10 protein-coding genes are annotated in these 14479 nt (G+C 45.2%); 5 read left to right on the forward strand and 5 right to left on the reverse strand.

The genetic code is table 11. The annotated features are described in order from the left end of the window. The first annotated feature begins 91 nt into the window (after window positions 1-91). From JMX07_RS10685 to JMX07_RS10705, 5 genes are all read left to right on the forward strand, one after another. Window positions 92-2140 carry an FAD-dependent oxidoreductase gene (locus tag JMX07_RS10685; protein WP_265088366.1) on the forward strand — a complete coding sequence of 683 codons (2049 nt, stop codon included), beginning with the start codon at window positions 92-94 and terminating at the stop codon, window positions 2138-2140. A gap of 168 nt (window positions 2141-2308) precedes the next feature. Further along, the gene (locus tag JMX07_RS10690) at window positions 2309-3607 is read left to right on the forward strand and encodes an ABC transporter substrate-binding protein (protein WP_201607870.1); all 1299 of its coding nucleotides are present in this window, start codon (window positions 2309-2311) and stop codon (window positions 3605-3607) included. Next, entirely contained in the window at window positions 3604-5367 is a 1764-nt protein-coding gene (locus JMX07_RS10695) for an ABC transporter permease (RefSeq protein WP_201607872.1), read from the forward strand. Before JMX07_RS10690 ends, JMX07_RS10695 begins: the two co-directional genes overlap by 4 nt. Before the next feature lie 132 nt (window positions 5368-5499). Then, complete coding sequence (locus tag JMX07_RS10700) at window positions 5500-6132, forward strand: ATP-binding cassette domain-containing protein (RefSeq protein WP_201607874.1); 633 nt, start codon at window positions 5500-5502, stop codon at window positions 6130-6132. Between the two features lie 67 nt (window positions 6133-6199). Continuing rightward, on the forward strand, window positions 6200-6826 hold the full coding sequence (locus JMX07_RS10705; protein WP_201607875.1) for a CDP-alcohol phosphatidyltransferase family protein: 627 nt from the start codon (window positions 6200-6202) through the stop codon (window positions 6824-6826). Window positions 6827-6871: 45 nt separating this feature from the next. Here JMX07_RS10705 and JMX07_RS10710 read toward each other — a convergent pair whose 3' ends face one another. The 5 genes from JMX07_RS10710 to JMX07_RS10730 form a co-directional block, all read right to left on the reverse strand. After that, the gene (locus tag JMX07_RS10710) at window positions 6872-7483 is read right to left on the reverse strand and encodes a TetR/AcrR family transcriptional regulator (RefSeq protein ID WP_201607876.1); all 612 of its coding nucleotides are present in this window, start codon (window positions 7481-7483) and stop codon (window positions 6872-6874) included. Window positions 7484-7733: 250 nt separating this feature from the next. Then, entirely contained in the window at window positions 7734-9260 is a 1527-nt protein-coding gene (locus JMX07_RS10715; RefSeq protein WP_227684791.1) for an aldehyde dehydrogenase family protein, read from the reverse strand. A gap of 155 nt (window positions 9261-9415) precedes the next feature. Next, a complete protein-coding gene (locus JMX07_RS10720) occupies window positions 9416-10822 on the reverse strand; it encodes a YjiH family protein (RefSeq protein ID WP_201607877.1) in 1407 nt (468 codons plus the stop codon). Next, window positions 10803-12629 carry a D-lactate dehydrogenase gene (gene dld, locus JMX07_RS10725; RefSeq protein ID WP_201607878.1) on the reverse strand — a complete coding sequence of 609 codons (1827 nt, stop codon included), beginning with the start codon at window positions 12627-12629 and terminating at the stop codon, window positions 10803-10805. The genes JMX07_RS10720 and dld overlap by 20 nt, the downstream gene beginning before the upstream one ends. A gap of 94 nt (window positions 12630-12723) precedes the next feature. Next, window positions 12724-14445 (reverse strand): 5-guanidino-2-oxopentanoate decarboxylase, encoded by a 1722-nt coding sequence (locus tag JMX07_RS10730; protein WP_201607879.1) that lies wholly within the window; start codon window positions 14443-14445, stop codon window positions 12724-12726. Between the last annotated feature and the right edge of the window lie 34 nt (window positions 14446-14479).

Here is a 14479-nt window from a genome sequence, read left to right on the forward strand (position 1 = left end):
ATTTTTAATACTATTAATATTGATATTAGCGGCAAGCTTTTTTTATTTTGACCTAAATCAATTATTGACGCTTGATGGCTTAAAAGGGTCGATGGCGCAATTTAATGAATACAAAGCGCAGTCACCGCTATTGATTATCGGTGGGTTTTTCTTACTATATGTTGTCGTCACTGCCCTCTCCTTACCAGGCGCTGCGATTCTGACGCTAGCCGCTGGTGCGCTATTTGGTTTGGTTCAGGGATTACTCGTTGCGTCATTTGCATCGAGTATTGGTGCTACCATTGCCTTCTTGGCATCGCGCTATTTACTGCGTGACACCATCAAACAGCGCTTTCCTGAGCGGTTGGCAGCTATTGATGCAGGCGTCGAAAAAGAAGGTGGATTTTATTTATTTACCTTACGTCTGGTACCTATATTTCCATTCTTTTTGATTAACCTATTGATGGGCGTGACGTCTATTAAAACATGGACTTATTACTGGGTCAGTCAAATCGGTATGCTGGCTGGAACGTTTGTCTTCGTCAATGCAGGGACACAGCTGGCACAGATAGACAGCTTATCGGGTATTTTATCTTTCAACTTAATTGTCTCGTTTGCGTTATTAGGTTTCTTCCCCTTAATAGCAAAAGGAGTGTTGAATATGTTTAAAAAACGCCGTGTTTGTAAAAACCACACCAAACCTAAAAAGTTCGATCGCAATATGATTGTGATTGGCGCTGGCGCTGGCGGATTGGTCACAAGCTACATTGCCGCCGCGGTAAAAGCGAAAGTCACACTGATTGAAGCAGGTGAGATGGGCGGTGATTGTCTAAATTATGGCTGTGTACCTAGTAAGGCTATCATTAAGAGCGCAAAAATCGCTGATCAAATTCGTCATGGAGAAAACTACGGTCTAGAGAACACTGTACCGCAGTTTTCATTCAAAAAAGTGATGGCACGCGTACAGCAAGTAGTGGCTGATATCGCACCGCACGATAGCGTTGAGCGTTATACCAATCTGGGCGTCGATGTGGTCAAAGGCTATGCTAAATTAGTTGACCCGTGGACAGTAGAGATTCAACTGAATGACGGCGGCATGCAAACCCTAACGGCGCGCACCATCGTCATTGCCACGGGCGCCCGTCCATTTGTGCCACCTCTGCCAGGTATAGAAGAAACAGGTTACGTAACCAGTGACAGGCTATGGACTAAGTTTTCTGAGCTAGAAGAAGCCCCGAAAAAGCTAGTAGTACTAGGCGGCGGACCCATCGGTAGCGAGCTTGCGCAAAGCTTTGCTCGCTTAGGCTCTAACGTGACGCAAATTGAGATGAGCGATCGTATTATGGGCAAAGAAGACCTTGAAGTGTCTACCTTTGCTCACCAGTCGCTCACTGAAAGCGGTGTCAATATTTTGACCTCACATCAAGCAATGCGCTGCGAGATACGTGATGGCAAAAAATACATTATCGTCAAACACAATGAAACAGAAATCGATATCGAGTATGATGAGCTACTTTGTGCCGTCGGTCGTAGCGCACGCCTTGAAGGTTATGGTTTAGAGGCGCTAGGTATCGAAACCAATCGTACTATCGTAACCAATGAATATCTCGAGACGTTATATCCCAATATTTTTGCCGCAGGCGATATCGTTGGCCCATACCAGTTTACTCATGTCGCTGCCCATCAGGGTTGGTACGCCGCCGTAAATGGCTTATTTGGCAATCTGAAAAAGTTTAAAGTAGATTATCGCGTCATTCCGTGGGTTACGTTTATCGACCCAGAAGTCGCTCGTGTCGGTATCAACGAGCAAGAAGCCATTGATAAAGGCATCGATTACGAGATTACTCGTTTTGAGTTTGAAGAGCTCGATCGCGCCATTACGGATAGCGCGGCTAAAGGCTTTATCAAAGTCATTACGCCAAAAGGCAAAGACAAAATACTGGGTGTTACGGTGGTTTCTGAACATGCAGGCGACCTAATCGCTGAGTTTGTATTAGCAATGAAACATGGTCTGGGTCTTAATAAAATATTGGGCACCATTCATAGCTACCCGACTTGGGCTGAAGGTAACAAATACGCCGCTGGTGAGTGGAAACGTGCTCACGCCCCTGAGACCGTATTAAGTTGGTTAGAAAAATACCATACTTGGCGTCGCGGTTAATTAATGGCAGTTTGCTGATCAACGTCATTAAATGATGCAATTAGCAGCAAAGTTCTAAAAGACTCTAATAAAGCTGGTTTAGATTTTGTGATATCTGTTTGGTTTGACATGGCAGACTATGAAATCTTTACCAGCTTTACTAACATTTAAATCATAACGGAAACTTGAATGCGCGTTATTACCGCTTTACCGATGCTCAAACGTCTTACGCGATACAGCACCTACGCTATGGTGATGAGCATTTGTATTGGTATATCAGCAAGCACCGCATCGCCAACTACTGCCAATATTAACCAAGACTTGTCACCTTGGCAGCAGATAGAGGCCCAAGGCAGCAACCAAGATGTTTACTTTTATGCATGGGGCGGTGATCCACAGATTAACGCTTATCTACAATGGGTCTCCGATCAAGTCGATGATAAATATAATATCAACTTAGTCCATGTCAAATTGAGTGACACCAGTGAAGCAGTCAGTCGTGTACTCGCAGAAAAATCTGCTCATAATGACGATCAAGGCAGTGTTGATGTGGTCTGGATTAATGGTGCTAACTTTGCCACCATGAGTGAAAATTCGTTATTACTTAAACAGTGGGCAAACAAGCTACCCAATTTTGCGCTAACTGACCCAGAGAATAATCCAACTGTAAATTTCGACTTTGGTGTGCCGACCAACGGCATGGAAGCACCATGGGGACAAGCCTCTTTGACGTTTTATTACGACAGCCTGTCGACCAGTAAACCGCCAACAACGCTAACTGAGCTAACCGCTTGGACAGCACAAAACCCTGGCCGTTTTAGCTACCCACAGCCACCTGATTTTTTGGGTATGAGTTTCTTAAAATACGTCTTAGTTATGCTGCATGAACAAAAAGACGCTCAAACGGGTAAAAACACTAGCGTACAGCTCAACTTGCCTGCCACTGAAGAAAACACCGCGCTCATATTAGATCCGCTATGGGCGTTTTTGGATGGTTTTCATCCAACCTTATGGCGTAATGGCGAGCAGTTCGTGCAGACAGGTGCGCAGATGCGGCGCTTGGTCGATGATACTGAGCTGAGTCTGGCCTTTACCTTTTCAGCACCAGAAGTTCCTGCAGCCGTACAGCGTTATGACTTACCCCAGAGCATTCGCAGCTATGCGATGAGTGACGGCAGCTTAAGCAATACTCATTTTGTCGCTATCCCTTATAATGCCAGCCACCCTCAGGCAGCACAATTAGTAGCCAACTTCTTAATGAGTCCAGAAGCCCAAGCAAAAAAACAAACCCCTTCGGTATGGGGTGACAAAAGCGTACTGGTCCAATCTACGCTTAGCCCTGCACAACAAGCGTTATTCAAAACCAAGCAGCCCCATCCAAGCGCCCTGCCCTTTGATAGTGTCAAACGCACGGTAAGCGAGCCGCATCCAAGTTGGGTAGAGGCCATTCAGCAAGGCTGGCAAGCACGTTATGGGGTGAGTCCATGAGCCACGGCTTTGATAAAATAACGAAAAAAGGTGATAGTCCTAGACCTATTACGCTTGAGAAAAAAGACCTGTTTACGCGTATCGTGTCTTTTAGTCCCAAACTCTTAATTCTCATATTAATACTACCCGTACTCTGTGGCCTTATCTGTGTACTGTTGCCTGCCCTAAGCTGGGTTCCTGCCCTAGAAAAAACAACCTTGAACCTGCAAGGGTTTATAGACCTATGGCAAACGCCTGGCATCACGCAGATGGCTGCGTTAAGTCTTGCTACAGGACTTATCAGCACCCTACTCGCTTTTGTTATTGCCCTGATGATATTGGCTGCGTTTTTTAACAGTGTTTGGTTGCAGCGTATTGAGCATTTATTAAGTCCTATCTTAGTCATTCCTCATGCAGCTGCAGCCATTGCCGTTGGGTTTTTGATTGCGCCGTCAGGTATGTTTGCACGGCTCATCTCCCCGTGGCTAACTGGTTGGGAGATGGCACCCGATGGTATGTTTCCACATGATCCATACGGTATCAGTATCATCTTAGGTTTAACCTTAAAAGAGCTGCCGTTTTTATTATTAATGGCACTGGGCGCGCTTGCTCAGCCTGAACTTGGCAAAAAATTGCGCCAACAATATACTGTTGCGCTCAATTTAGGTTATTACCCAATTACTGCTTTTTTTAAGGTGGTCTTGCCCTTGTTATATCCTTTTCTACGTTTACCGATTTTGGCCGTGTTGGCCTATGCCAGTGCGAGTGTCGAGATGCCATTGATATTGGGTCCTAATACACCGCCAACGCTTGCCGTCTCTATCATACAATGGTTCAACGATGTCGACCTGACATTGCGTATCAAAGCATCAGCAGGCGCATTATTACAACTCGTACTGACAGCAGGTTTAGTTGCCTTTTGGCTGGGCGGCGAAAAAACGATCAAAGCCATGTTTAGTGTTTCGTCAATCAATGGCAAGCGTCATTATGCAGATACTATCTGGCAAAAAGTCACCGCTATACTTACCGTAGGCGTGATTGGTTTTATGCTGCTGTCACTAGCCGGCCTTGTGTTATGGGCATTTGCAGGGTTTTGGCGGTTTCCGGCGATGCTACCAGAGCAATTCGTGCTACTACATTTTCAAAGCGCCTTTACCCAAATGAGCACACCACTGGTCAATACGCTTAGCATTGGTGCCGTCAGTACTGCCTTTGCTGTTTTTCTAACTTTGCTATGCTTGGAAGCTGAGCAATTAAGTGCTAAACCATTGTCACACTTCACCAGTTTTATTATTTACTTACCGCTACTAGTGCCAAGTATTGCGTTTCTATTCGGCTTAGTATGGTTACAGCAGTTGGCCAATCATCAATCAGAATTTTTTAATGTGGCATTTGCCCATCTTTTATTCGTGCTACCGTACGTGTTTTTATCACTGGCCAGTAGCTATCAACGCTTAGACTCACGTTTCGCTCATGTGGCCGCTAGCCTTGGTGCTGCACCAATGAAAGTATTTTTTCAGATAAAACTACCACAGTTATTTGCCCCTATTTTAATTGCTATAGCACTCGGTCTAGCGATCAGCTTTGGTCAGTATTTACCAACTCTATTGGCAGGTGGTGGACGTATTGCCACTATCACGACAGAAGCGGTGACATTGGCAAATGGTGCCAGTAGACGTACCAGTGCTGTCTACGCAATTATGCAAATGGCGCTACCGCTCATCGGTTTTATATTGGCTTGGATGCTACCCAAATATTTCTTTAGAAGTGGCGCTCGGTAGCAAGCTGTTCATGAATAAGAACAGTTGTGAAAAGTATCAGCTATCGAAAATAGCCATTATGAAAAAACTAGCTGCTAAAAATACTCAATATTAAAATAATTAGTCATAGAAAACGCAAATAAAGGGTTCCTGATGCCATCATCTCTACAGATAAAAGACTTACAACTGTTTCGTCAAAACGAGCAGTTATTGAGTATCAATGAGCACATCGCTGGTGGCGACATCCTAACCGTGATGGGGCCTTCTGGTAGTGGTAAGTCCAGTTTGCTGAACTGGCTGACAGGCACTTTGGCGAGCGATTTTACCGCGACGGGTACTGTCTGGTTGAACGATGAAAACGTGACTCACCTGCCAGCCCATTTGCGCCGTATTGGTGTGCTGTATCAAGATGCACTGCTGTTTTCACACCTATCAGTCGCGGGCAACATTGCTTTTGCTATGCCAAAAGGAAATAAGAGACAGCGAGTTGAAAAAATAGCGCAGTCTTTAGCGCAAGTGGGCTTAGAAGGGATGGGAGATCGTCATCCTGATAACCTATCAGGTGGTCAACAAGCACGTGTCGCCCTACTACGTACGCTACTGAGTGAGCCCAAAGCGATACTACTTGATGAACCGTTTAGCAAACTTGATACTCAATTGAGAATGGATACGCGGCAATTGGTATTCGATCAGATTCGTACTCATAAGTTGCCTGCTATTATGGTCACGCACGACCAAAGCGACGCTGAAGCAGCTAACGGTAAAGTTATCTATGTAGGACGATAATTTTGGACATCAGAGTCAAACACTCAGTCAAAATGACAAAGAAAGCAAAATATAAAAGGCAGCTCGCATGTTAGACAAGTTCATTACGCCCGTTATCAAGCCGCTGCTAACACCAATAGTAGCGACATTGCATAAGCTCGGCATCACGGCTGATCAGCTTACGGTAGCTGGGTTTTTGATTGGTATGTTGGCATTACCACTACTTGCGTTTGAGCTATGGTATGGCGCACTGGCAGCGATAACATTGAATCGTATTTTTGATGGACTGGATGGCGCAATGGCACGCTACGCAAAGCAAAGCTCAAGCGCTGGCGGCTACCTAGATATCACCCTCGATTTTTTGTTTTATGCCGCTGTGCCACTTGGGTTCATTTTAGCCAATCCTGCGCAAAATGCTATTGCAGGTGCCTTGTTGTTAGCGGCATTTATTGGGACAGGTTCGAGCTTTTTGGCTTTTGCGATTTCTGCAGAAAAATTTCAATTAGATAAGCCTCAGTTTAAATATAAGAGCTTTTATTATCTCAACGGCCTCACCGAGGGCACCGAGACTATTGCTCTTTTTATTGCTCTTTGCATTTGGCCTCAGCATTTTGTGCTACTGGCTGGTATCTTTGCTACTGCCTGCGCTGTTACTATTTTTACTCGTATACATGGTGGATATCATACTCTCAAGCAGTTAGAATCTACCAAGTAAGCGTCTGAAGATATACGCTGTGTTGGATAACCGACCTTGACACTATTAAGCATTTACTGAATCATCTAGTCGCAGTGCTTCTATAGATAAAGCCATATCTTCAGCAAGGGCGTGTACCGTCGAGCTCTCTATGTCACGCTGGGCAAAGGCACGCAATCCCATGACTTCTGCCTGTAGACGGCGACCAAGCCTAACCGGATCAAGCTCACGATCCATCTCACCGACATTCTGCGCTTCTTTAAAGCATTCTATAAAACGCGTCTCCATACCTGCCAGCAGCATTTCCACCTTGGTTAACGCTTTCTGCTCACGCGCACCCAGCTCTAGTAAGCTCTTGACCAGCATGCAGGCTCGGCTCGGTAACGCCTTATCACGAATCCCACCAAGCTGACGTATATAAGCGGCAAGGCCTAATAAAGGCGTTTCATAATGGCTCAACACTCGCTCAAGCTCGGTCAAACCTAGACGTGCATAGTATTCTAGCGCTTCTTGAAACAAACCTTCTTTATTACCAAAAGCGGCATAGATACTGCCTGGGCGCATATCGAGTGCTTGCTCGATGTCTTTTAGAGACGTGGCATGAAAACCCTTTTGCCAAAAAAGCTGTAGCGCACGCTCCAAGGCGTCATGACGGTTGTAAAGTGCGGTGCGTGACATAATGTGCCCCATTTAAAAAGCCGTGACCTCATATAAAAATGGGCACGGCTATAAAACTTGAATGATTGCTCAATTTTATCCTGAATGGGTGCGACAGTAAAGTTAATATAAGAAACGGTCTGGTAAACAAACGTAATGCTAGAGCGCGACCTAGCTATCAACAATCACTCTACAATAATTCAACAGTCATGCTGATAGCTAGAAAATAGCCACTCTATAGTGGCTAATGACAATCTAGTCAAAAACCCAATTAATCGGTCAGTAATACGTGTTTGCTCTTCTGATAAGCGGACAAACCATCGCCGCCTAGCTCACGTCCGATACCACTTTGTTTAAACCCGCCCCACCCAGTTTCAGGCAACACAATTTGTTGCTCGTTAATCCAGATATGCCCGGCTTTGATTTGTAGCGCCATCCCGAGTGCGGCAGTCTCATTGGCGCTCACGATGGTTGCTGCTAGAGCAAACTTGCTGTCATTGGCTAGGCGAATAGCCTCTGCATCGTCAGTAAAGGTTGTACTGACTAATACAGGACCAAACACTTCCTCCATCCATAATTGACTGGTCGTTGGCACATTCGTATAGACAGTTGGCGTTACAAAATAGCCAGATGCTTCTAATAGCTCACCGCCAGTTAAGCAGTCCAGATTTTCAGCTGTCGCAATCTCAAAGAATTTTTTAACTTGGTTCAGCTGCTGCTCACTCACCAATGGACCCATTTGCGTCTCTGTCGCAAAACCATCACCAATCTGCAAACTTTCTGTTTTTACTTTTAATGTGTCAAACAGCTGCTCAGCGATATCTTGATGTACAACCAATCGCGACGTGGCCGAGCATATCTGACCTGCATTGGTAAATATACCGCCAATGATTAAATCACAAGCATAATCAATATCAGCATCTGCGCATACCACGATGGCAGACTTACCACCCAGCTCTAGGCTAATGTCTTTGATGCCTTTTGCTGCTTGAACCATCACCTTTTCGCCGACTACATTACTACCAGTAAACGATACTTTGTCAATCAGCGGATGGCTGGTCATAGCAGTGCCCACTTCAGCAGCACCCGGTAAGATATTAACCACCCCTTTTGGCAAGTCAATCTCAGACAAGATATTACCTAGCATAAGCTCTGGTAATAGTGTCACTTCAGACGGTTTCAATAGCACGGTACATCCTGCCGCTAGCGCAGGGGCCAACTTCCAAGAGGTCGTCACCATTGGGAAATTCCAAGGGGTAATCAGCGCACAAATACCTACTGGCGAGTACGTCTTTAACAAACGAATGCCTGACTCAAGCGTTGAGACCTTAGACCACGTTGCTTGCTCTGTGATGAGATTGGCATAGTAGCGATAGCAGGCGATGGCATCGCCGACGTCTATCTTTGCTTCCTCAATTGGTTTGCCGTTGTTTAATACAGACAGTCCAACCAAGGTATCGAATTGCTGCTCCATAGACTCTGCAATCGCATTTAGATAGCGAGCACGCTCACTTACACTAGTCTGTGACCAGCTAGCAAAGGCTTCATCAGCTGCTTCGACTGCCTGCTCTACATGAGCACTGGTGCATAAGCGTGCCGTTGCAATCACCTCACCTGAATTTGGATCATACAACGCATGATTATTCGTATTATCAAAGCTTGCATCACCAGAATCGGTCGCGAGCGCTTCAATCGTAACCCAGTCACCATTGATATAAGCGGCATTTAATACAACTTCGTTTTGAGCTGCTTGTAGCGCAATTTCTCTGGTTAAGTTTGTAGAATTCAGCATTTCCATAATGGTCAATCGCCTTATATTTTTGATCAAATTGTCTTTATGTACGTAACGTCCGTAATGTGATTGGCTAAATGGTCGGTTTAACTGCCTACAGAAAAACCGACCATTTGCATATTATCGTCAGGCTAGACGCCTTGTGAATACTAGACGCGCCACTAATACAGTAGATGCGCCACTGATGTAATGACTACTAGGCTGATAAGCGTGCGAAGGATAAAGATTAAAAATAGCTCTAACACGTTTAGCTTGATATTTGACTTCAAAATCAGCGCACCAACTTCAGACATATAGATAATCTGAGTAATTGAGGCAGCACCAACGATAAATCGTGTCATCTCACTTTCAATGCTTTTGCCAACTAGCGCTGGCAGATACATATCTGCAAAGCCCATAATCATGGCAGGTGCAGCCTTTGCCGCCTCCGGAATCTGTAACCACTCAAGTAGTGGTACAAGTGGTGTCGCAAGCCAATTAAAGACTGGCGTGTACTCTGCTAAGCCAAGACCGATGGTACCAATCGCAAAGATAACAGGAATCAGTCCAAAATAGATATCAAACAGATTGTGTACGCTGCGTTTGAACACTTTACCTAAGCTTGGCATAGAATGCGCGCGAGTAACCGCACGATTAACTGCCCACTTATACGTTGTATATTCAGCAGGAATGCCTTCATCTAGCATGCTTTCGCCAGAGTGATACGTATCAGGCTTGAGTGATAAGGGCGGTATACGCGGCATGATAATCGCAGCGATGAAACCAGTTAGCGCAATGGTCAGATAAAAGAAAACGAAGTTATTGTCTACGCCGATGGTTTTGGCAACTACGTAGGTAAAGGCGATAGAAGTGACGGAAAATGTGGTCGCGATAATGGCGGCTTCACGCTGACTATAGAAGCTTTTGTCATACTCTTGCATGGTGACTAGCAAGCCTATAGATGCTGCACCAAACCAAGAAGACATTGCATCGACAGCAGAACGACCAGGTAGTTTAAAGAGTTTGATAAATACTTTACTGGCTAAGGTACCCAAAAACTCCATCAAACCAAAGTCTGTCAAAAATGGCAGCGATAAAATGGCGAAGAAAAACAACGGAATCAGAATAGGAATCAAATCTTCGAAAATGACGCCGCCCGTATTCCGATTGATAATAAACTCGGGGCCGACTTGTAGGAAAATCATCCAAACAAACAACATACCTAAAAAACGCGTGGACAGCCAAAACCAATCAACATCAAAAAGCTTTTTTACCAATGAATCTTCATGCAAATTAGACTTTAACGCTTTGACTGCCAGTGCACCAAGAGCGGAGATAGTCACTATCGCCATCGCAATATAGGCTACAAATCCACCTAACACGGTTTGTAGCGTATCGGTCAACACACCCAATAAAATTGTGACCTTACCATCCCACTCAAACGGTATGATAAAAAGTGCAATACCCAGTGCTGAAAACAATAGGAACTTCCACATTGCTGCACGCCACTGTCCTGCTTTTGGCGTTGCTGGATCAACCGTATTATTCCCTAAAATCGGCTGCTGCGATTTATCCATATAACTCGTCATTTAATTTCTCCTTAATGGGCGATGATTGCCAGTTTTTCCATTTCTCTGTCTGACCAATACCTGGGTTAAGCGAATTGGTTGGATCCAGTTTCTTATAAAAATAATATAGCTCAGCTTTAGCAGGATACACATGCCCCACATTGTGCTCAGCAGGATACTCAATATGACGTTGGTCATAAAATGCTAGCAGCTCATCCTTGAATTGCTTGGCATTGGTCTTAGGTTTTAATAAATAGTCTTGGTGCATGACATGACAGAAAAAATGCCCCAGATAAAAGGTTTTACTGACTTGTTCTTGCAAGTGTTCAGGTAGAGTCTCGTCCCAATCTACGGCATTTCTAGGTAAAGCAATATCGGTCGATAGCAGCTCGCCAAATTTATCTTGATTTAAATTATGATAACGGAACATAGCAGCGGTCGCGGCACTGCGAAATACCAATAACGATTGCGATTCAAGCTCTGTACACACATGCAGCGCACCTTGATACTGCTGTAGATAGTTTTGCAAAAAATCCTGCGCAGCGGCGATATTGTTGCCATCATTTTTATTAGAATCTTTATTAATGCCATTATCAAAGTCGTTAACAAAACCATCTGCGACTTTTATAATCAAATGGTATTTATATGAGAGTGCCTGCGTGGTCAAAGTGGCTGGTAACGACGGCGGCATAAACCTAGATGTCATCTGTAATATCCGATCTGGCAGCGTCTTTGGGAGATGCCACTTATCCAGATAGTAGCCAATCTTTGCTTGCAGTCGATACAGCGACCCTATCTTGCTAGCAGGAAGCTTACGCATGCTCAAGCAAGTGTCTCGACCATAGTACATCGTGATGTCGTTATAGTTTTTATACATATACTCAGCTAACACGGGCAATTTCAACTCGCTTTTTAACCATTGTTTTCTGAGTGTGGTCAAGGTGTCAGCGTCGTTGGTCGAGATATAAAATGTTTGCTCTTGCTTGGGCTTGGCAAAGGTCGCTACCCTTACCGCAAATACAATGACCTTGCCAGCTGAACCAGACGCTTCATACAGGCCGTTAGGATCGTTGTTAAATCTAGCAGGTGTCTCTGCCTCACAATCACGGACTTTATGTTGATAATGATGGTTGGTGCAGGCGTTACTGTTGCTCGTACTGTTTGAGACCTTATTAAACGTGCCAGCTTGCAGGTTCTCTAGCATTTCCTCTGGCTGTGTGCCCAAATCCAGTCCCAGATGATTGATTAACTCAAACGCTCCTGAGGTATTACGTCTGGCAAATAACGCCATCTCAGTATAGGCAGGTCCACGCTGCACCAACATCCCGCCCGAGCTATTGCAGATGCCGCCTATCACCGATGCACCTACGCAACTAGAGCCCAGTACTGAATGTGGCTCACGCCCTAGTGGCGCAAGGGTGGACTCTAATTGCTGCAAAGTAGCGGCTGGCAAAGCAATCAGTTCTGCTGCATCATTAAGTAAATGCACACCGCCCAATAACTGCATAGAGATTACGACTAGCGGCCTGTCATAATCTCCATTCGGCGTTGAGCCACCTGTTAGGCCTGTATTGGCTGCTTGAGCAATGATAATCACATCGGCAGCGGCACAGATATTAATGACGCGCCATAGTGCCACAAGAGAGTGCGGTATCACAACTGCGACGGTAGCGTCTGTGATAGCCTCAATTGCACCTTGCACATAAGACTGCTGTTGGCTAGGTTTTGTCAATACATTGGTCGTACCAACGACAGCAGCAAGCTCCGTCAACAAACGCAGCATTTGCTCATGTCTACTTTTTGACATTTCTCTAGCATTTGGCGTCATGAACGTGCTTCCTTGCGTAACCAGCGTTTGTCGTTTTTTAGAACTGTGACTATCAGTCTCGTGATTATCCGTGGCATTAGAGCCAGTATTACTATTAACTAAAATAAGTCACTGTCTCAGCCATTTCTTTTAGAAAATCATCTGCTTCATCAATCTCATAAATAATCGGCTGTTTACCTTTCGTGTCTGTCTTTAATGCGTCTAGCAATTGCTGCTTATCGGTGATTCTACGATAGCCAGCGCCAAACCCTGCTGCTAATGGCTCAAAGTTTGGTGTTTTGATGTTGACGCCAATTAGTGGTAAACCGCCCTCTTCCATGTAACGACGAATCTCACCGTAGCCTTGGTTGTTCCATAGCAAAACAATCAATGGTAGCTCAAGCTCGGCGGCGCAGATGAGCTCAGCAATCGTGAACTGAATACCGCCATCACCCATTAGACTGACGACGGGTAGATTTGAGCCAACCATGGCCCCAATAGCAGCAGGCAAACCATAGCCTAATGTGCCAAAACCCGTCGATGAGTTGAACCATTTACGCGTCGCCAAGGCTTCAAGACCAAGATTGCCGCTATAGACAGGCTGCGTTGAATCACCAACAAAAATGACGTCTTCTACCTCATCTCTAATCAGCTTCAGTAAAGCATTTTGACCCGAAAAGTCTGTCGTTACATCCTTCAAGATGGCCTGCTTTGCCTCATTGACACGTGACAGTGCTTGATGATCGAATGTCTGACCTTCTAAGCGGCTACATAAACCACTAATCGCCATCTGTGCGTCAGACAGTACTGCAATATCTGCTCTAAATGGACGCTGCAATTGCTGGGCATCACAGTCGATACGTACCAGCGTACCGTTGATTTTAAACTCACCATTAAAGAACACATCATAGTCAGTCTCGCCAAGCTCAGTACCAATCGCTAACACCCAGTCGGCCTCGGTAATCACGGCTCGACCTGCGTCTAATGACTGGTTGCTACCTAAACTTAATGGATGACCAGGTGGCAGCAAGCCTTTGGCATTAATCGTCAAAAACGTTGGCGCATCTATCAGCTCTGCCAATCGCTGTGCATCGTGATCGACATCGACGCAGCCGCCCCCATAAAGTAGTACGGGATTTTTCGCGGTTTTTAATGACTGTACGATTAGGTCTAATTGCGTAGGATTCGGCAGTGGTCTTGTAACCTGCGATAGGCTCACACTATTTGTACCAGCTTCGCTATTTGCTACAGCAGTTAACTTAGGCGGCTTAGCAACATGGCTAGCATCAGCGGTGATGACATCGATAGGCAGCTGAATATGTACAGGGCCAGGACGTGCACCGTTAAATAAGGCAAAAGCTTCTGCAATGACTTTAGGTAACGATTCAGGTTGCCAAATGGTCTTACTCGTCAATGCTACTTTGCTAATCATGCCTTGCTGATCATGCAATTCATGCAAATGCCCTTCGCCACTACCCGTGTCTTTGACTTTATTGACACTAGATATCACTAGCATCGGTATCGAATCAGCCAGTGCTTGCGCCATCGCCGTCATAATGTTGGTCATACCAGGACCAGTGATGATGAAACACACGCCAATCTTGCCAGAGGCACGGTAGTAGCCATCTGCCATAAACCCAGCGCCTTGTTCATGGCGCGGTGTCACATGACGGATATTGGTATTTGGAAGGCCGCGATACAGCTCTACCGTGTGTACACCAGGGATACCAAAAACGGTCTCTACACCATAATATTCTAGCCACTGCACCAATAGCTCACCGCAGGTCAATGAGGAAGTTTCAGACAAAGAAGAAGGCTTTTGCGTCAATTGGGTCATGGGTCAGTCATCCTGAAAAATATAATTAGTATTA

This window comes from Psychrobacter immobilis, from assembly GCF_904846235.1.
Classification (GTDB): domain Bacteria; phylum Pseudomonadota; class Gammaproteobacteria; order Pseudomonadales; family Moraxellaceae; genus Psychrobacter; species Psychrobacter immobilis_C.

Excerpts from the sequence above, each read along its gene's own strand:
- JMX07_RS10685 (WP_265088366.1), top strand. The coding sequence starts at position 92 with ATGGCGCAATTTAATGAATACAAAGCGCAGTCACCGCTATTGATTATC.
- JMX07_RS10690 (WP_201607870.1), top strand. The coding sequence starts at position 2,309 with ATGCGCGTTATTACCGCTTTACCGATGCTCAAACGTCTTACGCGATAC.
- JMX07_RS10695 (WP_201607872.1), top strand. The coding sequence starts at position 3,604 with ATGAGCCACGGCTTTGATAAAATAACGAAAAAAGGTGATAGTCCTAGA.
- JMX07_RS10700 (WP_201607874.1), top strand. The coding sequence starts at position 5,500 with ATGCCATCATCTCTACAGATAAAAGACTTACAACTGTTTCGTCAAAAC.
- JMX07_RS10705 (WP_201607875.1), top strand. The coding sequence starts at position 6,200 with ATGTTAGACAAGTTCATTACGCCCGTTATCAAGCCGCTGCTAACACCA.
- JMX07_RS10710 (WP_201607876.1), bottom strand. The coding sequence starts at position 7,483 with ATGTCACGCACCGCACTTTACAACCGTCATGACGCCTTGGAGCGTGCG.
- JMX07_RS10715 (WP_227684791.1), bottom strand. The coding sequence starts at position 9,260 with ATGGAAATGCTGAATTCTACAAACTTAACCAGAGAAATTGCGCTACAA.
- JMX07_RS10720 (WP_201607877.1), bottom strand. The coding sequence starts at position 10,822 with ATGACGAGTTATATGGATAAATCGCAGCAGCCGATTTTAGGGAATAAT.
- dld (WP_201607878.1), bottom strand. The coding sequence starts at position 12,629 with ATGACGCCAAATGCTAGAGAAATGTCAAAAAGTAGACATGAGCAAATG.
- JMX07_RS10730 (WP_201607879.1), bottom strand. The coding sequence starts at position 14,445 with ATGACCCAATTGACGCAAAAGCCTTCTTCTTTGTCTGAAACTTCCTCA.